Annotated in this window: 17 protein-coding genes; 8 read left to right on the top strand and 9 right to left on the bottom strand. The window is 60.5% G+C overall.

Annotated features, from left to right (window positions below; all coding sequences use genetic code 11):
• Positions 1-9: 9 nt before the first annotated feature.
• Together MET49242_RS12425 and MET49242_RS12420 are read left to right on the top strand one after the other, a co-directional pair.
• Positions 10-3,342, top strand: a complete 3,333-nt coding sequence (locus MET49242_RS12425) for an NAD-glutamate dehydrogenase domain-containing protein (protein WP_036283230.1) — start codon at positions 10-12, stop codon at positions 3,340-3,342.
• A 2-nt stretch (positions 3,343-3,344) separates the two neighbouring features.
• On the top strand, positions 3,345-6,005 hold the full coding sequence (locus MET49242_RS12420) for a PAS domain S-box protein (RefSeq protein WP_192815597.1): 2,661 nt from the start codon (positions 3,345-3,347) through the stop codon (positions 6,003-6,005).
• Between the two features lie 703 nt (positions 6,006-6,708).
• Here MET49242_RS12420 and MET49242_RS12415 read toward each other — a convergent pair.
• Positions 6,709-7,983 carry an MFS transporter gene (locus MET49242_RS12415; RefSeq protein WP_036283226.1) on the bottom strand — a complete coding sequence of 425 codons (1,275 nt, stop codon included), beginning with the start codon at positions 7,981-7,983 and terminating at the stop codon, positions 6,709-6,711.
• Between the two features lie 252 nt (positions 7,984-8,235).
• The gene (locus MET49242_RS12410; protein ID WP_036283225.1) at positions 8,236-8,502 is read right to left on the bottom strand and encodes a hypothetical protein; all 267 of its coding nucleotides are present in this window, start codon (positions 8,500-8,502) and stop codon (positions 8,236-8,238) included.
• A 322-nt stretch (positions 8,503-8,824) separates the two neighbouring features.
• Here MET49242_RS12410 and MET49242_RS12405 point away from each other — a divergent pair, with 322 nt between their 5' ends.
• The 4 genes from MET49242_RS12405 (at position 8,825) to MET49242_RS12390 (ending at position 12,000) form a co-directional block, all read left to right on the top strand.
• The gene (locus tag MET49242_RS12405; RefSeq protein ID WP_036283223.1) at positions 8,825-10,012 is read left to right on the top strand and encodes a GNAT family N-acetyltransferase; all 1,188 of its coding nucleotides are present in this window, start codon (positions 8,825-8,827) and stop codon (positions 10,010-10,012) included.
• A gap of 280 nt (positions 10,013-10,292) precedes the next feature.
• Complete coding sequence (locus MET49242_RS12400; RefSeq protein WP_036283222.1) at positions 10,293-10,739, top strand: MucR family transcriptional regulator; 447 nt, start codon at positions 10,293-10,295, stop codon at positions 10,737-10,739.
• A 70-nt stretch (positions 10,740-10,809) separates the two neighbouring features.
• Positions 10,810-11,568, top strand: coding sequence for a DUF4239 domain-containing protein (locus tag MET49242_RS12395; RefSeq protein ID WP_036283220.1), 759 nt, complete (start codon positions 10,810-10,812; stop codon positions 11,566-11,568).
• 249 nt (positions 11,569-11,817) lie between these two features.
• Positions 11,818-12,000, top strand: coding sequence for a hypothetical protein (locus MET49242_RS12390; protein WP_144259610.1), 183 nt, complete (start codon positions 11,818-11,820; stop codon positions 11,998-12,000).
• Positions 12,001-12,425: 425 nt separating this feature from the next.
• Here MET49242_RS12390 and MET49242_RS12385 read toward each other — a convergent pair whose 3' ends face one another.
• The 6 genes from MET49242_RS12385 to MET49242_RS12360 form a co-directional block, all read right to left on the bottom strand.
• Positions 12,426-13,442, bottom strand: a complete 1,017-nt coding sequence (locus tag MET49242_RS12385) for a fatty acid desaturase (protein WP_036283217.1) — start codon at positions 13,440-13,442, stop codon at positions 12,426-12,428.
• A gap of 404 nt (positions 13,443-13,846) precedes the next feature.
• Positions 13,847-15,439, bottom strand: coding sequence for an amidase (locus MET49242_RS12380; RefSeq protein WP_036283215.1), 1,593 nt, complete (start codon positions 15,437-15,439; stop codon positions 13,847-13,849).
• 46 nt (positions 15,440-15,485) lie between these two features.
• A complete protein-coding gene (locus tag MET49242_RS12375) occupies positions 15,486-16,922 on the bottom strand; it encodes a SagB family peptide dehydrogenase (RefSeq protein ID WP_036283214.1) in 1,437 nt (478 codons plus the stop codon).
• Between the two features lies 1 nt (position 16,923).
• Positions 16,924-19,197 carry a TOMM precursor leader peptide-binding protein gene (locus tag MET49242_RS12370; RefSeq protein WP_036287927.1) on the bottom strand — a complete coding sequence of 758 codons (2,274 nt, stop codon included), beginning with the start codon at positions 19,195-19,197 and terminating at the stop codon, positions 16,924-16,926.
• A 225-nt stretch (positions 19,198-19,422) separates the two neighbouring features.
• Entirely contained in the window at positions 19,423-19,785 is a 363-nt protein-coding gene (locus MET49242_RS12365) for a hypothetical protein (RefSeq protein ID WP_036283212.1), read from the bottom strand.
• A 102-nt stretch (positions 19,786-19,887) separates the two neighbouring features.
• A complete protein-coding gene (locus MET49242_RS12360; protein ID WP_036283211.1) occupies positions 19,888-21,567 on the bottom strand; it encodes a carbamoyltransferase C-terminal domain-containing protein in 1,680 nt (559 codons plus the stop codon).
• Positions 21,568-21,877: 310 nt separating this feature from the next.
• On the opposite strand from MET49242_RS12360, the gene MET49242_RS12355 reads away from it, so the two are divergent.
• Positions 21,878-23,833, top strand: coding sequence for a S9 family peptidase (locus MET49242_RS12355; protein ID WP_036283210.1), 1,956 nt, complete (start codon positions 21,878-21,880; stop codon positions 23,831-23,833).
• Positions 23,834-23,976: 143 nt separating this feature from the next.
• Positions 23,977-24,534, top strand: coding sequence for a L,D-transpeptidase (locus MET49242_RS24265; RefSeq protein ID WP_084679055.1), 558 nt, complete (start codon positions 23,977-23,979; stop codon positions 24,532-24,534).
• A 50-nt stretch (positions 24,535-24,584) separates the two neighbouring features.
• On the opposite strand, the gene MET49242_RS12350 is transcribed toward MET49242_RS24265, so the two are convergent.
• Positions 24,585-26,723 (bottom strand): hypothetical protein, encoded by a 2,139-nt coding sequence (locus tag MET49242_RS12350; RefSeq protein ID WP_036283209.1) that lies wholly within the window; start codon positions 26,721-26,723, stop codon positions 24,585-24,587.

The raw sequence follows: 26,723 nt of genomic DNA, 5'->3' as shown, positions 1-26,723 counted from the left end.
CATGAGGCAATGGACTGGGAATCCGCCTTTCATAACTTTCTTGATCGCGCAGTCCGCAGATTTCGACTGGAGCGGCCGGCCTGTTCTGTCGAAGGCGTATTTCCGGCGAGCTATCGTTTGCTGGTTGCGCCGTGGCGTGCGGCCCGCGACCTCCTGTCGCTAGAAGCGGCGGCCGACCGTGGGCGCGAGGTGGCGGATCTCCATCCGCAGTTGCCCGACGGCGCACGCCACGAACTGAGAATCTACTGCATAAAGGAACACACACTCGACGAGCTCATGCCGGTGCTGCAGAACCTGGGGCTCCGCGTCGTCGATCAGATGCGGTTCGACGTGACCGTCGGCGCCGAGCGCCGATTCATCCGAAATTTCATCGTCGAGCCGACGACAAAGGGCGCCGGCAGCCTTCAGGCTTCAAAGAAGGCGCTCCTTCAATTGCTCGACGTCCTGCTCTCCGGGCGGGCGGAGGACGACTCTCTCAATCGGCTGACCCTGCTAGCAGGATTGAACTGGAAAGAGATAGATCTGCTTCGCGCCTATTGCAATTATTATCTCCAGCTCGGAGGACGCTTCGATCGCAATCGAATATATCAGTCGCTTGTCAACAATGTCGAGGTCGCCGGTCTCCTGTATCGCTATTTCAAGGCTCGCTTCGAGCCCAGTGGCGAAGCAGGCGAGCGATATGACGCCGAGCTCGATGTTCTGACATCCATCCGACTTCAGCTGATCGAGGGATTTGACAAGGTTGCGGATGTGAACGACGATCGTTTGCTACGCGATCTCTTCAATCTGATCGACGCCACCCTGCGCACGAACATATATCTGCAGGGTCGACGTGACGATGATCCCATCGCATTCAAAATGAACAGTCTCGGCGTCATCAACATGCCGAGCCCGAAACCCATGGTGGAGATCTACGTCCATTCGCGCTCGATGGAAGGCGTTCATTTGCGTGGGGCGAGAGTCTCGCGCGGCGGGATCCGCTGGTCGGATCGGCTGGAAGACTTTCGCGCCGAGATACTGGACTTGATGCAGACCCAAATGGTGAAGAACGCCCTGATCGTCGCTCAGGGCGCCAAAGGCGGATTCGTGGTCAAGATATCCGGCGGGACGCCTTACGAAAACTACCGCATTGCGAAGGACGCCTATGTGGATTTCATTCGGGGATTGCTGGATCTGACAGATAATCTGGCGGGATCTCAAGTGATCCACCCTGCTGAACTCGTAACTTACGACGACGCCGATCCCTATCTGGTCATAGCGGCCGACAAGGGTACCGCGGGCTGGTCGGACGTTGCCAACGAGATCGCGAAATCTTACGGCTTCTGGCTGGGCGACGCTTTCGCAACCGGCGGATTGAACGGATACCACCACAAGCAGCTCGGGATCACCGCGCGCGGAGCCTGGATCTGTGTAAGACGGCATTTTCTTGAATTTGGACGCAACATAGACGAACAGCCATTCAGCGTCGTCGGCGTCGGCTCCATGGACGGCGACGTGTTCGGCAACGGAATGTTGCACACGAGCAATATTCGTCTGCTTGCCGCATTCAGCTCCCACCATATATTTCTGGATCCGGCGCCGGATCCGCATCTGTCATTTGGGGAGCGCAAGCGCCTGTTCGAAACGCCAAACTCAACCTGGCAGGACTATAATCAGACGCTCATTTCCAAGGGCGGCGGTGTGTTCCGTCGCGACGACAAGGACATTTGCCTGAGCGCGGAGGCGCGCGCATGGCTCGGCGTCCGGACACACTCGATCGACGGCGAAGGCCTTATCCGTCTGCTGCTGACGGCGCCTGTCGATCTGTTGTGGATGGGCGGCGTCGGCACGTATGTAAAAGCCAGCTTCGAGACGAATGAAAGCGTCGGCGATCGCGTCAACGACGGCGCGCGTGTCGATGCGATCCAGCTTCGCGCCAAGGTTGTCGGAGAGGGCGCCAATCTCGCTTTCACCCATCAGGCGCGGGTGGAATATGCCCTCAACGGCGGCCGCATTAATGCCGACGCCGTAGACAATTCCGCGGGGGTCGATCTCTCCGACCATGAGGTCAATCTGAAGATCCTCCTCGGCCTGTCGGAAGGCCGCCAGCCTGATCGCTCCGAGGGCGAACGAAATCGCTTGCTCGCCGCGCTGACCGAAGACGTCTGCGCCTCAGTCCTGCGCAACAACTATCGCCAGAGCCTCTGCCTCTCGCTGGAATGCGAACGTTGTGGCGAGGACGCCAAGCCGTTCATGGACCTCGCTGACCAACTCGAGAATGCGGGATTTCTGGATCGGACGATCGACGCTTTCCCGCTGCACAAGGAAGTCTCTTCGCGCGCAAGGAAACAGTTGACCAGGCCTGAACTAGCGACGTTGATGGCCCATTCGAAACTGGCGCTCAAGCGCACGGCTCTGGAGTCGCCGGATTTCCTGCAGGCGGAATGGACCCTTGATCTGCTCGCCGCCTATTTCCCCGAGGCAGTGCGAGCGCGCTACGCGGATCGCCTGACAGAGCACTCGCTTGCGTGGGAGATCGTCGCGACAATGATTTGCAACAAAGTAGTCGATCAGGCGGGGGCATCGTTCCTGCTGATTGGCGAGTCTCTCGCGCCGACCACTTTGCTCGCGGTGGTAGGTATTTACCTCGCTTTTGATCGGATTCTGGAGGGCGATCGATGGCGTGAAGCAATATTGGCGCTCGACGGAAAGATGACCGCGAGCCTTCAATATGAATATCTTCTGCAACTGGAAAACGCATTGGCGCATCTTTGCCGATGGGCCATTCAGCATGGCCGCCGCCTGCTTCCACGCGACGAGGAAGTCGAAATGTGGCGGGCCTATCTGCGCGAATATCTCGATCAGTTCAGCGAGAACGGAGAATTCGCCGAATTGACCTTCATTGCCGCCGAAGCCTCTCGGCAATTATTCCTGACGCGGCTGCGCGACTTCCCGATTCTGGTGGAACTGGCGCAGGCGTCGCACGAAAGCATGCATGTCATCGCGGAGCTTTCCGAGGAGATCGCGAATATGCTGGGATTGCGCCAGATCGTAACGCTGCTAGGCAATGTGAAACCGAGAGAGGCCTGGGAGCAACGATTGCAGTCCGCGCTCGAGGATCGCCTTCGCGCCGCTCCAGCACGAATCGTGTCGATGCAACTTCGCAAAGGATTGCGCACACTGGGGTCGCTCTTCGCCGAGCTCGGCATGGAGTCGCGTGTTTCGTGTCTTCAGCGACTGCGCGCCGAGCTTTGCGAGTCGGGACCAACTACGCTCACGCCCTTCGCGGCGTTCGTGGCGGAACTGGACACCTTAATTGACGCCGGCGTCACAGCGTTAGACGCCGCGCTGGGAGCAGGATAGAAATGGAGCCGATAGCGAGCGGACGCCGATTGTCGGATCAGGGAGCAGACCTTGTGAAATTGCATCCGTCTGCGCGCACGATCATCGACGCCTTCGATGAAGGCCTTTGCCTGCTCGACCCGTCAGGAGCGCTATGCGAAATGAACAGCGCGGCCGAGCAACTGACGGGCTACCGTACGGAAGAACTGTCCGGCCAGCCATTCGTGAAGAGACTTGCGCTCACATTCGGAAACCGCGAGATCGATCCCGCCGACTGGTCGCTGTGGCCGCGTGAACGATGGACGCCTGCGCAGCTTCATCGCAAGGATGGAACGACAGCAAGTCTGACCTGCTACCTGCGTGCGCTCGAGACGCCCGGCGCAGTCTCGATGTTATTGAAGCTTCGCAAGCGCGCTGACGAGGAGCGAGGAGGCGCCGCGCTTCATGATATGAAGGAGCAGCTCGAGGCTATCTTCGGCGCAATGCCGGATGCGCTGGTCGTGATCGACGAATACGGCAAGGTTCAGTTGTTCAGCGCCGGGGCCGAGAAGCTGTTCGGCTACGCCGCAAAAGAGGTGCTCGGCCAGAACGTGAAGATGCTGATGCCTTCGCCCTATCGTGAGGCGCATGACGACTATCTTTCGTCCTATCGCGAAACCGGCGTCAGGAAGATCATTGGCCTGGGGCGTGAGGTCGCCGGCCAGCGCAAAGACGGCTCTTCCTTCCCGATGTATCTGTCGGTCGGTGAAATCCGGCTTGAGGGCGCGCGATATTTTGTTGGCGTCACACATGATCTGACCAGGCTGAAGCTGGCCGAAAAGCGGCTGCTGACATTGTCTGCAGCCGTCGACCAAAGTCCCGTCGCTGTGATGATTTCAAACAAGGATGGCTGCATCGAATATGTAAACAGCTGCTTCACCCGCCTGACGGGATACGAAGCCAATGAGATCATCGGCAAAAATCCGCGTATTCTGCAATCAGGTCATACGAGCAAGGAGCAGCATCGTCGGCTCTGGGATGCAATTCGTAGCGGTGAGGAATGGCGCGGCGAAATTCAGGATCGCAAAAAAAATGGCGAACTATACTGGGCGCAGGAGACCATCACCTCCCTGCGTGACGCTGACGGAGAGATCACGCATTATCTCGCGATCCAACAGGATATAACGGAGCAGAAGCGTGACAAGGAGGCCCTCGCCGAAAGCGAAGAGCGTTTTCGCAACGTCGCAGCGATGGCGGGTGAATGGCTATGGGAGCAGGATCCGGACGGCCGTTACATTTACAGCAGCGACGCCGTCCATGACATACTTGGTCTGACCCCCGATGAGATCCGCAACAGGAGCTATTTGGAGCTGTTCTTTCCGGATAATCAGAACCTTTCGTTTATGAGATTGCGCGCGCAGGAAGCTGGGAATCAGCGTCCTTTCCATCGGATCGTCAATCACTATCGTCACAAGGACGGGAGAGACATATTCACCGAGTCTACTGGCGCGCCGATTTTCGACGGCGCCGGCCGGCTTATAAAGTGGCGCGGCGTGGACCATGACATTACCCGGCGAAAGGAATTCGAGGACGAATTGCGCGTGCGCAATCGCGCGATCGAATCCGTGCAGATCGGCATAGTAATATCTGATGCGCGGGCGCCTGGGAATCCATGCATTTATGTCAATCCGGCGCTTTCCCACATCACTGGCTATACGCGCGAGCAGCTTCTGGGCGGCAACATGCGAATGCTGCAGGGGCCTGGAACCGACCCTGCTGTATTGGAGCAAATTCGTCACGCCCTCGCCGCCGGCGAAATCTGCGAAGTCACGATGATGAACTACCGAAAGGACGGCGGCGCCTTCTGGAATGATTTGCTCATTTCGCCAGTCGTGGACGACACAGGAAAAATCACGCATTTCATTGGCGTGCTGACGGATGTGACCGAAAAGCGCAGGGCAGAGGAGAGTCGGCACGAACTGGAGATCGCACGGCACATTCAGCTTTCCTTGTTGCCGGCGGGCCCGCTGCATGTCCCGGGCGTGGAGTTGGCGGGCGTCTGCCTACCCGCAACTCATGTAGGAGGGGACTATTTCGACTATTTCGAGAATTCCGGCGTCGTCGACGTCGTCATCGCCGATGTATCGGGCCACAGCGTCGGGGCCGCGCTGATCATGACAGAGGTCCGTAGCACCCTGCGCGCCGAGCTCCGCAAGAGGGCTTCGGCGCGGAGCGGTCCCGCAGATGTGTTGCGCGACCTGAACGAGTTGCTGCATCCCGACCTAACGCGCGCCGAGCTGTTCATCACGATGTTCTGTTTCCGCTACCTGCCCAAGCGCCACATTCTGAAATTCGCCAATGCAGGCCACAATTCGGCGGTGCTGCTGCGGTCGTCGGAAACACGCTGCACGCTGCTGGATGCGGACGGCTTGGTGCTCGGCGTAAAGCGCGGCGTGGTCTTTGAGGAGCGCAGCCTCAAACTGCGCGTAGGCGACAAGCTTCTATTCTACACCGACGGAGTCACGGAGGCGCAGAATCGAGAAGGCGAGTTCTACGGCGTCGCACGTCTCTGCGACGCCTTCAAGGCGTATCGTGATCTTTCACCCGAGGCGCTGATCAAAGAGTTGCTGAAAAATCTTCGCGTTTTTTGCGGCGAGACGCCGCCAAGCGATGACATCGCAATGGTGGCCATGCAGATCTCATGAACGATCGGTTGCGGTTGATCAACGCCTAAATATGGCGCGAGGGCGACGGAGGACGGTTCGGCGCGTTTATCAGCGGATGCTAACTCCGAATGTGTCGAAAATCTCATCCACATTAATATGGCGACGAAATCGGCCAAGCTGGCGAATTGATCGCGCTGATCCGCTTATTGCCGACTATTCGGGCTTGACCCGTCAATTCAAGAAGCGGACTTGAAGCAGATAAAGCCGCGCTCCGAAAACAATTGATTATCTTGTGGCGTAAGGTTCACGCTCGCGCCGAGCTGACGAACGCCGACTGCCGGATTTTTCGTCCAGCCGGATCGATGGTTGCCATCGATCCTCGATAGCGCCACGATCGTCCGTCGCGAGACCCTATTGCGCTGGCACCGGGCTGGCTTCCGCCGCTATTGGGATCGTAAATCATGGGGCTGGGTCGGGCAACCTGAGGTTCAGGGCGAGCGGGAGGGCGGGGATACGACAAATGAGGGGCGAGCTCCCGCTGTGGGGAGCGCCGAGCATTCCGAACAAACTGCTGAAGCTCGGGTTTGAGGTTTCTCTGTGAACCGTCCCCAACACGTGGTCAGGCAGCGAGGACCGCCGAGCCAGGGTAGAGCGCCTTTCTGCGCAATCCCGCTCCGCACATCGCTGTGGTGGATTTGTTCGTCATCCCGGCTATCCGCCGAAACGGCAATCAAGGATTCGCTCAATCGAGCGATGAAACTCTACGGCGATCCGTTAGGACAAAGGAGGCCAGCAATCCGACGGACGCGCCGAACATCACATAGAAGGCTGGCGCGACTGGCGTATTCAGAACGTCAATTAGCCAAGCGACGATCAGTTGCGCGAAGCCGCCGAAGATCATCACGGCCAAATTGTAGCCTGTCGCCAGCCCCGTCGAACGTATACGTGTTGGAAACTGCTCGGCCAGCGCGGTCGAAATCGGCCCGCTTGCGATTGCGATCATGCTGCAGAAAATTAACTGCATCATTGTCAATCTTGTCAGCGACGGCTCCTTTTGCACCCATGAAAACAAGGGATATAAGGTAAGCAGGAACAATGCGTTGGCGACGATCAGGAGTGGGCGCCGGCCAATCCGGTCCGAAAGAGAGCCAAACACCGGCGTCAGCACGATCAGGAAAAGCAACCCCGCTGCCTGTGCGATGAAAGCGTCGCCGAGCGCCAATCCGAGTTCGGTCTTGCCATATGTCGGCATGTAAACAAGAACAACGTAAAAGTAGATCGTGGAGCTTACTGTCAAACCGAATGAAACAAAAAGAGCGCGGCGATGCTCGCGCAACAGGCCGCGCAACGTTGCTCTGCCTGCGCCACTTTGCTGCAGCCTGACGAAGACATCGGTTTCATCGAGATGATTGCGAATATATAGCCCGATGGGACCGATGAGGAGGCCGATCAGGAATGGAATTCTCCAGCCCCATTCCGTGATCTGTGTGGGCGTCAGCACGGTGGTGACAACGATGCCCGCGAGAGTTCCGAGCATGGCGGAGAAGCCCTGGCCGACCATTTGCAACGATCCATAGAGGCCGCGTTTCGTCGACGGCGCCGCCTCGACGAGGAAAGTGGTGGCGCTGGCGAATTCGCCGCCGGTGGCGAATCCTTGCAGCAATCTCCCTGATGTAATCAGCAACGGAGCGAATAGGCCGATGCTGGAATAGGGAGGCGCAAAAGCGATCAATGCGACAGCCACCGTCATCAGGAGAATAATAAGTTGCAGCGCGGACTTTCTGCCATTGCGATCAGAATAGAGACCGAACGCGACGCCGCCCATTGGACGCGTGAAGAAGCCGGCGCCGAATGTCGCCATTGTCAGGAAAAGGGACGCATGGGCATCATGGCTCGGGAAAAATAGCGGAGATATGATCGTCGTGAAGAAGCCGAAAACGATGAAATCATACCACTCCAGAGCATTGCCGATCACAGCAGCAGCAATCTGACGAATGTGAGAGACAGCTTGTTGCATGTTTGTCCTGCCGGCTCACGAAACGCTTGATCATACTAAATTAAAGACGCCCGACCAGTCTGGTCGAGCGCCTTGTTCGAGCCAATCGCCGCGGTTCTGGCGGTTTCGCGCCAGTCGGGCCTTCAATAACTTTTGTCGGCGCAAACGATACAAACAGCCGCTGTCGAACCAGCTGGTCATTCACAGCAATGTCGATCATGGTCGGTTTGTTCATACCCCCGGTTCGACGGCGGCATGGCGCCGGCGTCAATGTCAGAGCGGATAATCTCTCTCCGGATCCACGCCCGCTTCGACAAGGAACTTGCGTAGCGCCGCCACCTCGTCATTGGAGAGGCTATGCTGGCTTTCATGAAATCCGTGCGTCAAGCCGTTCAGTTTGACTATCATCTGCCCGTGACCGCCATGCGCCACCTCGGCGCCGAGTTCCTCCAGGGTTGACTTCACCAGCTTGGGGTCGATGTTGCTGCTGATCGGATGTGAGAATAGCGCATGCAAAGCTGCGCGATGTTTATGGTTCATTCCAGACCTCGTGTTGAAATGCTTAATACCGCAATCGGTAACATGCGATTTCGTGGCCCGCTATCGACGCTGATGTGTCGAAATGTCGCTGCGGCCAGCCGGGCGAAAAACGTGATGTCTAAAAATAGCCGCGGTCCGATCTTCTCTTCGGGTTTAATCTCGTTGACCGGTTCGTTGAAAAACGCGAGCAGAGTTTTCGGGGAGCCGATAGCTTGAGCGTTGCTATGAGGTCCTTGGAGGCGGCGACTCGGCCTTGATGCGGAATTTCGTTTAGTCGTGTTAGAAGGACTATCTAAGCGGCTTCCGCCGTCGCCTGGTGATAATGTCCGACGCAAAGTTGACGATCCGATTCGCTGCATCGCTTGGCGATGTCGACGCCTCGGCCTGGGACGCCTGCGCCAATCCATCCGGCGCGACCGCGCAGAAAGAAGTCGTAGAGCGGTTTAATCCATTCGTCTCCTCGGCCTTTCTGCTCGCACTCGAAAAATCGAAATCGGTTGGCCGCAACACAGGCTGGACGCCTGCCTACGCCCTGGTTGGAGACGGTGGCGGGCGCCTCTTAGCCGCCGCGCCGGCCTATCTGAAGAACCACAGCATGGGTGAATATGTCTTCGATCACAGCTGGGCGGAGGCGTATGAGCGTGCAGGCGGGCGCTATTATCCCAAGGTGCAGGTTGCGATCCCTTTCACGCCCGTCACGGGGCGTCGGCTGCTCGTCGCGGACGACGCGCCTGCGAAGGCGCGAGAGTCTCTGATTGCCGCGTTGCGCGCATTGCGTGATGAGGCGGCGGCGTCTTCAATTCATGTCACCTTTGCCTCGCCGACGGACGCCAGCGCTCTTCGCGAGGCTGGTTTCATGTTGCGCTCCGGTGAACAATTTCACTTCATTAATGAGGGATATCGCGATTTCGACGATTTCCTCGCCTCCCTCGCGTCGCGCAAGAGAAAAATGATCAAACGTGAACGGCAGGATGCGCTTGGAACGGAACTAGCCGTAGAATTACTGGTGGGAGCGGATATCAAAACCTTTCACTGGGATGCGTTTTTCACATTCTACTTGAATACGGCTTCCCGCAAATGGGGGCGTCCATATCTCACGCGCGCCTTTTTTGATGAGATCGGCGCGACGATGAGCGATCGCATACTACTGGTCATGGCGCGTCGCGGCGGCAAATATATCGCCGGCGCCATTAATTTTCTCGGCGATGACGCGATCTATGGACGGAACTGGGGCGCAATCGAAGAAAGGGCGTTTCTGCATTTCGAACTCTGTTACTATCAGGCGATCGAATTCGCAATTCGTCATGGCTACAAACGAGTCGAAGCCGGGGCCCAGGGCGAACACAAGCTCGCGCGTGGATATCGTCCCGTTGTCATACATTCCGCGCATGAGTTTGCAGATGTCCGTCTGGGCGAGGCTGTCGCAAATTATCTCGTGCGGGAGAGGAGCGCGGTCGATGAAATGATCGCCGATTACAATTGCCGGCTACCCTTCCGCCAAGGACGATAGCTGCGCAAGTAGCTAATAGCCAAGGTTTAGCATGGGTCGGCGGCGCTTAAATGTTTAATGGTAATTTAATTTAAACGCACGATGATGAGTGGACATAAATTATAAGAAAATAATTAGCATGTTCACAATGATCCGAGCTTTCTTTATCATTGGATAAAATGTGAGCATAAAGATCAAAATGCATCCAGTTCAGATTTCGCCGATTCCGGGTATTGATCTCTCTATAAATGTTTTATTTAGTAATCGAGTTGAGCGATTCGATTGAACTGAAGGAACTCGGATGTCTGACGACAAACAACCGGAACATGCAGCCAACATCGAACACGTCGCCGGGATCGTGTCTGCATATGTATCGAACAACTCGGTGCCGGCGTCGGATCTTCCAGCCTTGCTGCAATCCGTGCATGCTGCGCTGGTTGGACTTTCCAGGGGCGCGTCCGTTGTCGGTGAAGCGGCCGTCGCGAAGGAGCCGGCGGTTCCGATCAAGAAATCCGTTACGCCCGACTTCATCATTTGTCTGGAGGATGGAAAGAAATTCAAATCGCTCAAGCGCCACCTTCGTAGTTCATATTCAATGACGCCCGAGGAATATCGAGCGAAATGGGGCTTGCCGCCAGATTACCCGATGGTTGCGCCAAACTATGCCCAGAGGCGCTCTGAATTGGCGATGACAATGGGCCTGGGCAAGAAGAGCGGCAAGACGCCTGCGCGCAGGCCAAGGAAGTGACTCGGGCGGTTGACCGGGACGGATTTACCCGGCTTCCCGGGGGAACTCTTCAGACAGAGGGCGCTTTTCCGTGAGCGTGACTATTGTTTGCCTGATCGGTTTCGTTTGCGTGTTCGGCGGGTCGCTGGCGGGCATGATTCTCGGCGCCTTTCTGCCCGAGCATCACCTCAGTGATCAATCGATCGATACGATCAAGGCGGCCAGAGGGGTGATTGTTGGCCTTGCCGCCTTGACCGTTGGATTGCTTGTCGCCTCCGCGAAGAGCTCCTTTGATTTGAAGGGTAGTGAGCTGCGATCTTCCGCCGCAAAAATCATTGTGTTGGATCGCACTCTTGAAAAATATGGACCAAAGGCGAAAGAGGCGCGCGATCAGGTACGTCAGGTGGTCATCAATGGAATAGCCCGCGTTCATGCGGCGCATGCGCAGGGCGCGGACGCCGAGAGGTTGAATACCGGCGCCATTATCGACAATTTACAAAGAAAGCTGCTTGCCCTCAGGCCCGAAAACGAGGATCAGGCCTGGCTCAAATCATCAGCGCTTTCGATCGGAAGTGAAATAGCGAATTCACGATGGCAGATTTACGAGAGTTTGAGCAGCAGTCTGCAATGGCCATTTTTGGCCGTTCTCCTGTTCTGGCTTTCGGGCATTTTCTTCAGCTTCGGTCTGACAGCTCCTCGAAACGCAAGCGTGGTGACCGCCCTGTTCGTGGCCGCCGCTTCCGTCACAGGCGCTATTTACCTCATTCTCGAGTTGGACATGCCGTTCATGGGCTTGATCCAATTGTCCACCGAACCTCTCGAACTGGCGCTCGATCAGTTGAAACGCTAGTTTGTGGCGGCCGGGAGCCAGGGCTCGGCATCGCCCCTTTGGCCGGCGTCTCTCCGGCCAAGTCAGTAGGCGAGCCTCCCTGACGCTTTTTATTTGGCGCCGTTCAGGCGCAAATCACTTTTGAAAACAGACTCTCTCCCGGCTTTGTTGAGAGCGCCTCTTTCAGGCGTAAGCGCTTGGCATATATCAATCGAATTTGTAATATTCCCGCAATCATTGAACGGTTGCAGGCTTCATCGGGGAATGGAAATGTCTTTCGAGACGAAGAAATGGAGCAAGTGGCTGGGTTACGCGCTCCTCGCCGCTCTGGCGCTTGTCGCTCTCAGGGAGAACAGCCAGAGCAGAATGCAAAAGGAGCAGGCGGTGCGTTACAGCGAATGCATGAAGATCAAGAACGCGCCCGAGGAATGTGCGAAGGCTGTCGGGCGTTAAGATCGCGAACTGCATCAAGTAGCAGGACATATTGATCGCGCGACAAGGCTCTTTCCCTGAAATAGTTTGGCGCGCAGGGGCCGTTTCGCGGCGTGAGATTTCTCTCTTTCTGCCGAGGCTGTTGCCGACGTCCCGAGGCTCGCGGTAGAGCGCGTCGTCGCCACCGTTCAAATGCTGTCGTATTTCATGCCGACGTTGGCCGTCCGGTCGGAATGCAGTTAGGCGAGAAAGGCGGGGGATATCACGCCCCTCGAATTCGAGGCGGGGGCCTATTAACGCCGTCGGTTCAAGGGCGGCGTTTCCTTTCGGTTCAGTCGAACCGGAAGGAAGTCACAACCAAATATCCTGTCGCTGCCCGGGGGCCGGGAAGAGCGGAAGGCGATCACGAGTCGGCCTTCCGCATGATTACGGGCGTTGTCTGAGGATCAGGCCCTCGCAGCCTCGCTCAACGTGTTGATTACGGCGCGGATGGCCTCCTGGTTTCCGAGCTCCTCATAGGCGTAGCCGCAGTCGAGGAGTGCGATTTTCGTCGCCTCTCGCATTTTGGGCAGGTTGCCCCGCGCCATCGTCGGAAACATATGATGTTCGATCTGGCTGTTGAGACCGCCGGTCGCCCAGTCGTGGAATATCGAACTCGGCGTGTTTCTGGTGGCTCGGGCCTGCCTGTCATAGAAGCCGCCAGACGCGCCGGCGTCGTAAACTTCCATCCCGGTGTGGTTGAGAACGAAGACAAAGCCGAGAATGAATCCGCCCAGGCACTGGGCCAGAAGGAACCATACCCATCCCGTCCAGGCGGGACCGGGGGTCAGAAAGCCGGCGAGGGTAAGGCCCAAAATCCAGTGCGCGGAGCAAAGAAAGGCTTCGAGGAAATTTTCCTTTCGCATCGCCGTTTCGATGCTCTGCCAGCTCCAGTTGAATCGGGAGAGTGCGAGAAGCGGGAAAAACAGGGCGACCTGCAGCCGGGGCATCGCAAAGGACAAAATCTTGTCCCAAACCGTATTTCTCGCCAGCGCATTGTATTTCGCCAGAGCCTTGTCCCAGACGAGCCATGGCGCGGTGTCGATGTCGCCGTCGATCGGCCTCAAGACGCCGTCGTCGCCCATTCTGCAGCCGTTGGGGAAGGAATGATGCAACTCATGCTTTTCGACCCACCACGTCGCCCCGAAGCCCTGCGTGAGGGCCACGACACTCAGCATCGCGCGCGCCTTCGGCTCGTTCCGCGGCCCCCAGTGGTTGTGGGCGATGTCATGGGCGAGATATCCCGAGCGGGGGTAATGGATGGCGAGGATTATCGCGCCCGCCACGGCGGCGAAGCCGCCCTGAGTCAGGAGCGCGAAGGCGATGGCGGGGAGCATCACGAGCTCCAGGCAGCGAAGCGCCTGCTCCCAGAGCGGGACGTTGAAATAACCCTTGTCACGGGCCTCGGCCTTGAGCTCCCCCATGCGTCTCGCCAGAGCTTTGGCGTCAGGGCGGCGCGTGTGCTGAATATCTGAAGTTTGCTCTAAGGCTAAGGTCAAGGCTTCCTCCCGCAACGCCTGAGTGTCGGCGTTGTCTTGTTTAGCTGGCGCTAATTATGCTTCTGTGGTCAGGTCCAAGTCAAATTGCTGACACAAAAAGAGGCGACGCTTCAAAAAACATCTGCCGTGTAACATCCCGCGCATCGAGCTGCATGACGAACCGGCCCTGCTGATCCGCGAGATGCGCGGCGGGCGCCGCGGGTATAGCAACTCACGGAAAAAACAGCCGGCGACGCATTTTGCTGAATCTTATCTGCGACAAAAAACCGGGAGGGCGTTTTTTGTCGCGCCGGGCGGGAGAGGTTGAAGCGCTCGCCCGCCGCCATGCCTCATTGCGCGGTAGATTGCGAACAGGTCGGCGGCGGCGCGAAGCCGCCGAAGCGCTGCTCGAGGAACCGCGCGAAGGCGATCGTGGTGCGGTCTTCGAGATGGGGGCCGATGATCTGCACGCCGATCGGGAGACCGTGTTCTGAACGATCTATCGGAGCCGCCGTCGCCGGAAGTCCCGGCGTCGTGGCGAGCTCCGCCCATACAGTCTGGGCGTCGAGATAGGAGCATGATTCGCCGTCGATCCGGATGTGTCGCGCCTCGATTGGCGATGAATGGTCGTGCGGAAAGGCCGGCGTCGGCATGACGGGGCAAAGCGCGACGTCCCATTCGCGAAAGAGCTCGCGCCACTGCTGCTGAAGCAGCCCCCGCTCGCTTTCGGCGGCAAGCCAATCCCGATGGCTCATGACCGCGCCGCGCATGCGTTCCGCGGCGAGGGTGCGGTTATCCGGCGCCAATGTCGAGGCTTTGCGGCCGAGGCGGGCGTATTCCCGGGGCGGCAAACCCGCTCCCCAATATGCGGACAATAGCCGCGCATAGAGGCGCGCCGATTCAGCGAGGTCAGGGAGCAATGGGCTGGCGTGGGCGACCTTGACGCCCGCGCGCACGAGCCGCTCGGTCAGTCGGCCAAGCGCCGCCCTCACCACGGCGGACGTCGGCGCGAGGGGATGCGCGTCGATGACGAGGACGCGGAAGTCTTGAAGCTGGTCGCGACGGGGGGCAGGCAGGGCCAGTCGGTAGCCGACGCCCGCGCGCTGCTCGTCCGGGCCGGCGACAAGATCGAGCGCGAGCGCGAGATCGGCGGCGCTTCTCGCCATCGGGCCGACAACGGCTAAATCGCTGTCGCGGGCGAAGGGCGGGGTCCCCGGCGGCGTTTGACCGCGGCGCGGCACGACGCCCAATGTCGGCTTGTGCGCATAGACGCCGCAATAATGGGCCGGCGCGCGCAATGAGCCGCCGAGGTCCGAGCCAAGGGACAAGGGTCCGAAACCGCAAGCCAGCGCCGCGGCCGAGCCGCCCGAGGAGCCTCCCGGCGTCAGACGAAGATCCCAGGGATTATTGGTTGTGCCGAAAATGTCGTTGTAGGTCTGCCAATCGCTCAGCAGCAACGGCACATTGGTCTTCCCGAGGATAACGGCGCCGGCGTTCTTTACGCGGGCGACGACGAGCGCGTCTTCCTTCGGCATGAAGCGTCTGAATCGCGGATCGCCCCATGTCGTCGGCAGGCCGGCGATATCGAAGGATTCCTTGACGGTGATCGGCACGCCCAGCAATGCGCGCGTCTCGCCGCGCATCAGGGCGGCGTCCGCGGCCCGGGCCGCGTCCCTCGCGCGCTCGAAGTCGCGCACGACGACCGCATTGACGCTGCGGTCCACGGACTCGATGCGCGCGATGGCGCGATCCGTCAGCTCCAGCGCGGAAATCTTTCTCGTCCGCAACGCGTCGACGAGTTCCGTGATCGTGCAGTAATCCCATTCGGACGCCGGGACGTGAACGGCGTTTAGAGGCGCGGTCCCGCGCGACCGCGCGTCTGTCGCCGCGGCGGCTGCGGCCCCTGCGCCCATCAGAAACGCGCGTCTCGTGGAGACTGTCATTTTTCAACCGATCCCATGACCGGCAGGGGCGCCGCCGCTCGGCGCGTCAAAATTCGTCGCGCGCCGCGCCGGCGCTTCCGATCGCCATTTGTCCGACCGCGCCTTCGACGTGAAATTCGAGGCCCGTCATTCTGGAAAAGAGGTCGATGTCCTCGACGCCGATTGCGCAGGCGCCGATCTCCATCTCCGTCGCCATCAGATAGAGCGTCTGCATAACCACGCCCACGTGCTTGAGGACGAGCCCATAGGCGAAGCCGCTGTATTTCCATGACACGCGGCCAAAGCGCGCCGCCATCGTGATAAGGATCTGCGGGGGCGCCGACGCGCCCATGGCGAGTTGCCCGTCCTCGAGCATCGCCGCAAGCAGGCGTTCGTTCGTCTCGATCGGAACGAGCGCGTGACGGTCGGCGTCGTAATGATAGAAGCCGCGCGCCAGACCATCGCATTTGTCGACGGCGAGATAGAGCTCCAGCTCATAGCTTGCGCCGCCGGACGGATAAGGGCGCGCGGCGATCTCGAACCCCTCGCCGCCCTCGTCGTCCCGCAAGCGCTCGCGCGATATGATGCGCGCGGCGCCGTCGAGAAGTCGCGCGACTTGCGCAGCCGTGATGGGATGGTGGGCGTCGTAGTTGCGGGTCGAATGGCGGCGTCGCAGCATCTGCGCGAAGGGCGAAGCCGGCGCCGTGTCGAGACCCGTCAGCTCGATCGCCGTCCCCGGCCAGCCGGGCCGCACGGCGGCCGGCGGCGGCACAAGGTGCGCGCGGGCGTAAAGACCGCCGGCGGGGTTCGCATGCCGTCCGTTGGTGCTGCGCGTGTGGAACAGAAGATCGTGAAAATCCCAAAGGATGAGATCGTTGTCGCCTTCGGCGGCGCGCAAACCCCTGTCCGCGCCGGGGGGCGGCGTGAAGAGGATGTCCGCGTCGAGGAGCAGCGCCAGAAACTCAACGCCCGGAAAGTCCGGCGCGTCGCGCAGCTCCCTCACCGTGCGGGGTTCGGACAATCGCCCGATCATCGCCAGGGCGCTCGGGGCGCACAGCCGAAAGAGCGCGCCGGCGCGCGGCGACTCGAGAGCCATGTCGGCGCCGCGCCGACGCACATAGGCGAAACGCGACAGGACGAGCGCGCGATCGTCATCCAGTCCGGATATTCTCGGCGCATAGTCTCGTATCTGTGGTTCGACGACCATCAGATCGGGCCCGTCCTGCGCGCAGGCGAGGCGATATTCGACGAGACCGTAAAGCGCCAGCCGCCGGACGAGTTCGCCTATCTCTTGTTCGATTTCCCGATCCCGGTCATCCTCGAGCGCGACGCCCGACGCGAGGTCGGCGGCGCATTCGATCAGGCCGGGGCTGAACTTTCCGAGCCGCAGTCCCCGTCCGTCGAAAAATGCGGAAAGGCCGCCCGCCCCGTCGTCCTCGACCGTGACGCCGGGGTTGAGCCGGGCGAAGAGCCGGGCGGGAGGGTGGGGCGGATCGCTGCGCAAGTCAGGTTCGCGGAAACAGGGGATTGAGATCGGCCTCGCGCACCGGCCGCTTGCGCAGACCGAGCGTGATGGGAACGTCGTAGAGACGGCCGGGGCCGAACCGGCGATAGAAATGCCGCAGTCCCGGAACGATCACCCGCACGACCGGCACCTCGACGTCGGGGCGCGTCTGATCGAGGACGAGGAAATCGTGACCGGCGCGCGCGGCGAGTTTCACGCAGGCCAGCACCTGCTCACGCCGGTCGAGCTGGCCGAAATTCTTGAACCGCGACCGGCCGAACGACGCCTTGCCCTGCGGCTTGAGATAGGCGTGCTTGCGGAGGGGCAGGGGATCGTTGCCGTAATCGTCGTCGGGCCCGCCCGAGGGACGGCCCCGCAGGCTCTCGATGGCGAGAAACTGGTTGAGTTCGGTCATGGCGCGCAGCGTGGCGATGCGCGGATCGAAATGCGCGCCCGCGGCCACTTCGATGAATTCGCGGCCGTCGTCGGTCCAGTGGGCGACGGCGACGACGACGGGGATGCCGAGATCGCTCGTCACGTCCAGCGCCCAGATGTCACGGCCCTTCGCCGCGAAGACGGCGCGCAGGTCGCGCACATAGCTGTCGCCGATCTTGTCGAGATCGACCTCCGGCCGGCGCAGACGGTTGTACCACCAGATGGCGTAAGCGTCCCGCTCGACGAGTTCGAGGAACCCCTGAAGGATCGCCTCTTCGACCGTATTGCCCGCGGCGCAGCCATTGGAATCGGCGCTGATCCGATTGGCGCAGCCCGATTCATGGAAGAAATACAAAAGCCCGGTAGGCACATATTTGAAGCGCTCGTCACGCAGCGACCAGACCGGCGACCATTCCGTCTCCGCATCGGGATCGAAACGCGCCGGCGCGCCGTCGGGCGAGCAGCCGCCACAATCCCCGCCCTGTTCATATTGGGCGTCGCTGTAGTTCAGAATGTCATTTGGAAGGATCGCTTCGCCCGCGAGGAAATCCGTATAGCGGCGAACGATCCTGATCTCGTCGCCCTGGAAAATCCCGCAATAGCGTTCGATAGCCTCCATCAGGGCGCTGGCCTCGCCCTGTTCGGCGATGCTGCCCTTGCCATAGCTGTCGCCGCTCAATCCGGCCTGGAGCGCTTCGACGGTTTCGGGGCGCGGCGAAAAGTTGTGCCGCGCGATGAAGCTCGCGTCGAGCGGCTGTTCGCTCTTGATCCGCTCCAGATGCGACACGACGCCCGTCAGCGGGCTCACATGCTTGCGATAACGGGCGACGGTCTCCCCCGGCGGCACCGATCTGTAGCCGCCGCTCGTTACGACGATCCGCCCGCCGGCGCGCAGCCTGACGGGCGTCGGCGTCCGGGCCGGGTCGCGCGCCTCGGGACTGCCGCAGACAGGGCATTGCGGTCTCGCCGGCACATAATGCCGGGCGACCTCCGAGCCCATCATGTCGAGGCTCACGATGTGATGATGCAGATCAGTGCGGAAGCCGCTGGCGATGGCCTTGCCGATCTCAGCCGCCGCAAGGCCGACGCCGCTGCGCCCGAGCGGATTGGAGCCGAGCGGCGAGACCGAGACGCAATGCGCCGACTTGCGATCGAGGAACGCCTTGACCTGCCGATTCCATTTCATGCGGTCGGCGAGGCAGCTCCAGCAGGCGCTCTTGCCGGGGCTGAAGATCGGGCCGACCAGGGGGAAAATGCCCGAGGGCTGCACGAGCAGCCAGTCTTTTTTCTGTTCGAGGCGCTTGCGGTTGAGCGCCTCGAGCTGGCCGTCGAGATAATCGCCGACGAGCACGACGGACAAATCGCCCGACCGCTTCACGACCTGAACTCCGAAACCGCGGAGGGCTTCCTCCAGCGCGCTCGCGCCGTTGACGCCGAGCGATTCGATCTGAACCGAAACCTTTTGCAGATTTTCCGCAGCCGCCTCGGGATGCAGCCCTAGGCTCGCCCAATAGGCCGCGGCGACGTCTTCCGAGACGCCCGCGGGGACAACGAAGCGGCGCTCGCGCAGGCGCTTGAACGCCTCGTCTATCTTCGAGGACGGAAAGTCGGCGGAAAGCGCGTGATAAATGGCGTGGACGTCTTCGCCCGCGCCGATCCGCTCCGCCAGAGCGCAATAAAGCGCGCCGCGAAGAAAAAACTTCCGGTCTTCCGAATAGAGGCAGACGACGTCGGGAGGCAGGATATAGACGGAAAAATTCGGCGAGAACCGAAGGACGTCGCCGTCCCGGCCCCGCGCATCCTGCTCCGGGGAAGGCAGTGTGGATGCTTCGACTGTCATCTGGCTGGCGCGCGCTCCATCGTCTCGCTGCAACCCGCCGGCAACGAGTTTGAACGACTAGATTACAGGAATCCTGGAAACGGAAACAGGCGCCTGCGGAAGCTCATGATTTTTCCGCACGTAACGGCAGACCCTGAAGCCTCGGCCCAAAAGATCGGCCCGAGGCCACGTTCGCTCTGCGGGCGGCTTGTCGCCGGACCCGCAGTGACAAGGCGAGTCGCGACGTTAACCGCCGCAGCCACGGCAACCACGGCAGCCGCCGCAGCCTCTGCACCCCCGGCAGCCGCCACAACCACGGCAACCACGGCAACCGCGGCAGCCCCATCCCCACCACTGAGCGACCTGCTCGCCCTTGGCGTCCTTGACCTCTTCGCGGTCGAAAAGGCGGAAGGAGCTCAGTCCCACGTCGAACAATTCTTCCTCATGGAGGTCGATCGTGCGCATGTTGCTGGTCGCCGGCGTCGTCGAGGCGTCCGCGGGGGCGCTGGTCGCGCAGCCCGCGCCGGCGAGCGAGAGCGACACGCCGATCACGCCGAGCGCTTTCTTTCCACCACGTTTGTTTTGTGTGTCGTCTGATGAGCGCGCCATGACACCCTCCCTACAAAAAGGCCCAAAAATCCATACGATAAGTCAGTATAGCGTGCGAATGTCGTCGGTCAATACGCCCCCCGTCGCCGGCGGCGCGGCGCCTCACGTCTCGGACGTGAGGCGGATATCCCCCATGAACAGCGCGTCGAGCCCGGCGCCGCGAAAGGTCGCGATGGCGTGGGCGGGCGTGCAGACGATGGGCTCGCTGTCGTTGAAGGAGGTGTTGAGTACCAGCGGCACGCCGGTTCGCTCGTAAAAATGTGAAATCAGCGCATGGTAGCGCGGGTTGGACGCGCGCCGCACGATCTGCACGCGAGCGGAGCCATCTTCATGGATCACTGCAGGAATGCGGTCCGCGCGGCCGGGCTTCGCCGCGCAGGCGAAGAGCATGTATTCATGGCTCGCCGAGGGCGGGCCGATATCGAACCATTCTTCCGCATGTTCGGCGAGAACGCTGGGCGCGAAGGGTCGAAAATCCTCGCGGTGCTTGACCCGGCGATTGAGGATCGCCCTCGTGTCGGGTCGGCGCGGGTCGGCGAGAAGCGACCGGTTGCCGAGCGCCCGCGGTCCGAACTCCATGCGGCCCTGAAACCAGCCGACAATATTGCCGTCGGCGATCATGTCGGCCGCCTCGCGGGCGGCGTTCTTGCATTTGTGCGGCTTGAGCCCGGCCGCCTTGACCGCCGCGAGGATCTCGCGCTCGTCGAATTCCGGACCCAGATAGGGAGTGGCGCCGCCCGAGGGCCGGCTGGCGCCGGGCTGTGCGCAGTGAACGACGAGCGCCGCGCCGATCGCCGTGCCGGCGTCATGCGGCGCCGATGGGATGAATAGGTCCGAGAAGGCGCTCATCCGGCTGATCAAGGCGTTGGTGACGCAATTGAGCGCGACGCCGCCGGCGAGGCAAAGGCGCTCGCCTCCCACCGTGTGTTCGAGGCGACGCAGGAGCGCGATCACGGCGGCGTCATTGGCCGCCTGCAACGCCGCCGCCACATGCATGTGGTGAGGCAGGATCTCGCCATCCGGCTCGCGCCGCGGCCCGAAAAGGGCGTCGAGCCCGCGAGCTTCGAGCGACTGGAAGCCGGTCGCGTCCGGATCGACCGCATAGCCGTCCTCCCCGATCCGGATGATCTTTGCGAATTGCTGGCGGAAGACCTCGGGGTCGCCATAGGCTGCGAGACCCATGACCTTGGAGGCGTCATAGGCCGAAAAGCCGAGATAGACGCTCACATGCTCCCATACGAACCCGAGGGAGTGCGGATAGGTGAACGTCTCGAGGGTCTTTATGCGCAAGCCGTCGCCGCGCGCCAGCATCGAGCAATCGGCCTCGCCGATGCCGTCGACGACGAGAATCGCGGCCTGGTCGAAGCCGGACGGATAAAAGGCCGAGGCGGCGTGCGCGAGATGATGCGGCGTGAATTTGAGCGCCTTGCCGATGCGCCGGCCCATGACTTTCGAGACGGCGTCATCCAGGGCGTCGAGCGATCGCAGAAAGTCATCCTCCAGGCGGCTGTCCGGCCACCAATCGGCATGGAACTTCGTGCGACGGAGCTTTGGTTCGAAAGAATAGGCCACGAAGTCGACGTCGTCGGCTTTGAGCCCCGCGTAATCCAGACAGAAACGAATGGCGTTTTCCGGGAGCGCCTGGGGGTTGTCGACCCGCGCCTCCTTGCCGTGCTTGATGCGGGTGAAGCGCTCTTCCTCGCAGGCCGCCACGACCTTTCCATCGACGACGATCGCAGCGGAGGACTCGTGAAAAACAGCATTGATCCCCAGGATATTCATGCGGCGCTGCCTCTTCGTCAATATTGTCTCTCGGAACCAAATGTGAAGGTCATGCTCGCTTCCCGACGCGCCTCGTTCATGACATGCTCGATATTGGCGCGCTCAGGATGGAACGCGCATTCATCAAGCATTACATTAACAAAGGAATCGCATGTCTGAAAACAGACGCGAGCGATAAATTTGCAGGGAGCAAGCCGGTTTGACCGCCTGATGAAAATCTTTGGTTGATGGATACGGATAATGGGCGGCTATAATTAACGGCGATCGCGACGCGAAAACGAAACTTCGACTGTCGCAGGGCGAGAAACGCATGTCTAACGAGAGGACCATCCCCCTCATCCCGCGCAGGACCTTCTTCGAGAACGCCAGCGCCTCCAGCCCGCAACTCTCGCCCGACGGGCGCTGGCTCGCCTGGTTGGCGGCAGTCGATGGGGTCATGAACATATGGGCCGCGCCGAGAGACGATCTGACCAGGGCCCGTCCGTTGACGCGTCAGACGGATCGACCGATCTTCACGTACTGGTTTGCGCGAACCAATGCGCATGTGCTTTTCCTCAAGGACAGGGATGGCGACGAGAATTATAATCTCTGGTGCGTCGGAGTCGACGGCTCCGCGCGAAATCTGACGCCCTGTCCCGACCTGTTCGCGATCCTCCTCGGCATGCATCACGATGATCCGCATCTCGTCGCAGTCGGCATGAACGATCGCGACGCGCGATGGCACGACCTCTATATTGTCGATATCCGCACGGGCGAGCGCCGCCTCGTCTACGAGAACACGGATGAAATCGCGAGCTTCGTCGTCGACAGCGCGCTGAGGCCGAGACTCGCGACGACGATGCGAGGCAGAGGGAGCGGCTCGGCGATTCTGAAATGGAACGGCGCCGCCTTCGAAGAAGCGATGTCGATCGAGGCCGACGACGTGCTCGTTACGGAGCCGCTACACGTCAATCGCGCCGGAGACGCCTGGTTCCTGCGCAGTTCCGTCGGCCGCGACAAGGCTGTCGTGCTTCGGGTCGACTGGACCACAGGAACCCGGACGCTCATCGCCAGCCATGAGAAAGCGGACATCTCCGGGTGGATGATCGACCCGCGCACCTATGAGGTGACCGCAGCTTGCGCCGAATATATCCGCGACGAATGGATCGTCGTCGACCCCGCTGTCGGACGCGACCTTATGATGCTTGAGCGTGAGCTCGACGCGACGATCGAAATCGAGAGTCAGTCCGATGACGGCGCGCTCTGGGTCGTCGGCGTGAAGCGTCCGGATCGTCCCTATTCATGGCGTCTGCTCGACCGGCGCAGTGGAGCGATTACGTTCCTGTTCTCGGCGAGGCCGAAGCTCGACGAGGCGAAACTCGCGCCCATGCACGGCGTCGTCATCAAGGCGCGCGACGGGCTCGATCTCGTCTGCTATCTCACCTTGCCCGCGTCGGAGACCGCCGCGCGCCCCGCCCATCCGCTGCCGATGGTGGTACTCGTGCATGGCGGACCATGGGCGCGCGACAGCTGGCGTTACAATCGTGACGTCCAATGGCTCGCGAACCGCAATTATGCGGTTCTGCAAGTGAACTTCCGCGGTTCTGCAGGCTTCGGCAAGGCCTTCACCGGGGCCGGCGACCGCGAGTGGGGCGGGAAGATGCACGACGACCTCATCGACGCCGTCAACTGGTCCATCGAAGAGGGCGTCGCCGATCCCGAGCGCATCGCCATCTATGGCGCGTCATATGGCGGATACGCCGCCTTTGTCGGCGCCGCCTTCACGCCGGACGTATTTTGTTGCAGCGTTCCGGTGGTCGGGATCACCAATCTGGAGACGATGCTCGCCAATCCGCCGCCCTATTGGACTTCCTTCTACGAACAGGAGTGTCACCGCATCGGCGATCCGCGCACGCCCGACGGCGTCGCATTGCTCAAGGCGCGCTCGCCGCTTCACCGCGCTGGCGACATTACAAGGCCCATGTTGATCGGCCACGGCGCCAATGACGTGCGATGCAAAGTGTCCGAGAGCGACCAGATTGTCGCGGCGATGGCGGAGAAACATGTTCCCGTGATCTATGTCGTTTATCCCGATGAAGGCCACGGATTCGACCGGCCCGGGAACGACATCGCCTTCAAGGCCGTCATGGAGCTTTTCCTGGCCCGCTATCTCGGCGGCCGCGCGGAGCCCGTCGGCGACGACCTGGACGACTCAAGTCACGAGATTCGCGCCGGCGGCGACGTCCTGCAGGAGATTCTGGCTGGCGCGACCTCACTGGCGACGTGAGCGTCCGCGATTGTCCATCCGCTCCGCACGGGGCCAAATCTGGCGTCTGTTGCTATAAACCTTAACAAAACGAACCGATTGCCGTTTTCTGCTTTACCTAGGATGTTCTGTCTCAAACTCCTACCCGAAAGGCGGAGGTCACCATGCGCTTGTCGATCAGAGCCCTGGCGATTGCGGTAGCCGCTATCGCCGCCAATGCGCCAGCCTCCGCCTATACGCGCATTCACATCAATTTGTCGACGCAAACAATGTATGTGCAATCTTCAAGGGGCAGCTACGCTTGGCCCGTCTCGACCGCTCGCGCCGGATATGTGACGCCGCGCGGGAGCTATTCGCCGAAGAGCATGAAGCGCATGCATTATTCGCGAAAATACCATATGTCGCCGATGCCCCATTCAATATTCTTCCGCGGCGGCTATGCAATACATGGGAGTTACGAAACAGGGTCACTGGGCAGTCCCGCGTCACATGGTTGCGTTCGGCTCGCGCCATGGCATGCAAAACAACTTTACGACATGGTTCGCTCGGAAGGCGGTCACATTACGATATCCGGCGCCAGACCGGGCGGTTATTCGAGAGTTCGCGGGCCCGGCGTTCATGCTTCTGCAAGAAGCCGCGGTCGTGGAAACTACGCCGCTCCGTCGCAAGCAGCCGCCGGCAATCCATTCGTTGAATTGTTCGGTGACTCGCTATCCTGGTGAGGCGGCGGCGTTCTGTCGTCGACGATGTTTTTGTTCCCGCGGGGCGGCGATCATTTTGACGCCTGCCACGCGCCCTGGTCGCTGCCCCACTGGTTCTTGCCGGACCACGAGCCCGCGCCCCTGCGACCGTCGACGCGGCCTTTCACGTGGCCGCTGACACGGTAGGGCGTAACCCTGTCACCCCAGTCTCCGTATAACACGCCCTGCGCGGCGGCGTCGAAGGAGCCATCGGAATTAAGCGCGCCGGAGAAACGCGCGGTGAATGAATCGCCCGAATAGACGCCCTTGATCGTGCCGGAGACGTTGGAGCCCGAGACGGTGAGGGTGATCGTGCCAGAGGACTTTCCAGTTATCCGTCCCTGATACCGGCCATCCAACACGGCGCCCGGCTGTTGCTGCGTTTCGCCACCACTTTCCTTGAATGGGTCACGACCGATTTCGCGACCATCCTTGTCATAGTGAACGTAATAACCACCAATGCGATTGCCTTTCGCATCGTAGATATAGACGACCTTCGTCTTTCCATTCTTGTCTTGCAGCCATCCGCCTTCGACCTCGGTTGTCCCGGCTGTTGCGGGCGCAGCGGAAGTCTGCGGCGGCGCCGTCTCGGCCGGCGGCGCGATCGGATGCTCTTCATCGGCCTGATCGTCGTTCTTGACCTCCGGCGCCGTCGCCGGCTTGGCGTCCGAGGTCGTTGCAGGGGGCTTGCGGATATCCGCTGCGCCCGCATCGGCGATCGCCTGACCGATCTCGGCCTTTTCAGCGTCCCCGCCCGTCGGATCATCGCTGTTCGCGCCGGACGTTCCGTCGCCTTTCTTCGAATCGAGGATCGCCGTCGCCTGCGATGGGTCGCTGACGACTAGCTTGCCGAAAGCCTCCCATGCGGCGGGGTCGTTCGCTTTCAGCGCTTCACGTTTTTCCTGATTGGTCATCTGGGCCCATGATTTCGTGCCCGTCTGCGCCGTCTTGCCGGCGTCGGGCGTTTTGGACCCGTCTCGACTGTCCTTCCGCGCTTCGTCGTCGGCTTTCGTCGCCGTTGACGGTTTGCTCTTGTCGGCTGTCTTATCTTTGCCGGGCTGCTTTTCCGTCTCTTTCCCTTCTTTCGCCTCTTTTTCTTTCTCGGTCTTTGGCTCCTTATCCTTGTCGGCGCCGACCAATTTGCCTTTTGCGGCCTCGACCAGTTCCTTCGATTTTTCGCCGAGTTTCTTCTTGATCTCGTCGGTGGAGGCCTTGTCGAGAAGACCCGAGGCGGTCTTGTAACGCTCGTCGCCCGTCTTAGCGTACATGTCGTCCATGAAGGCTTTCAGGCGCTGTTGCTCGTCGCCATATTTTTTGTAGCCATCCATGATCTTTTTGTAATTGTCCGCGCCTATGGCCGCCTTGACCTTATCGCCGAAGATGTCGCGTATCGCGTCGTCGACTTTTGAGTTGATCGTGTTCTGAACGGCGGCGGCGGGATTTTCACTCGCCTTCTGGCCGGCTTCGGCCGCGGCTTCGACCCATTTCACCGTTTGACCTGAGGCGCCGCCGGTGATGGCGTTGAGCGACTGGATCATCGCTTCCGCGCCAATCGCCACGCCTTTGCGCAACTGCTGGTTCATCACGTCGATGCCGCGCATTTTCAATTCGTTCGCCGTTTCGGCGTATTTTATGCTGTCATCGGGACTTGTCGCTTCCCTCAACTCATTGTGAATCGCGGTCGCAAGCTTCGGATTGGCGAAGGGATCTGCGATCCGCGGGAGAGTCGGATCGCCTGAGTGATCCTTCTCGTCGAAGAAGTTTCGCCAAAACTGACCCGCCTTTTCATCGTATGGGTCGTCATTGAAGGGCGGCATGTTCCTGAGCACATTGTGAGTGCGCAGCTTTTGGTAATAGTCTTTCAGCGCCTTCTCATCGTTGACTTCGATCCGCCCATTGCGAACGCTGATGACGCGCTGGTAGGTGAGCACGGTCAGGATGCGCTCTCTATTTTCGATGCCGGCTGTTTTGCCCGACGCCCAATCCAATGTGCGATCTATTAAAGAACCTTGGGCCTGCGTCGGCGAAGACACAATGGTTCCGGCTCCGGCAAAAGTGATGATCGCGAGCAACCATGTGGCGCTCGCGCAAAGCGCGGCGCGAGGACGGGGTTCGCATTTCGTGCGCGACGCGCCCTCAGGAAGGGCGGCGCTGACAACAGGTGTTTTCAT

The organism is Methylocystis sp. ATCC 49242 (assembly GCF_000188155.2).
Classification (GTDB): Bacteria; Pseudomonadota; Alphaproteobacteria; order Rhizobiales; family Beijerinckiaceae; genus Methylocystis.
Note: the sequence above shows the minus strand (reverse complement) of the source record. Positions and strands in the feature narration are given on the sequence as shown.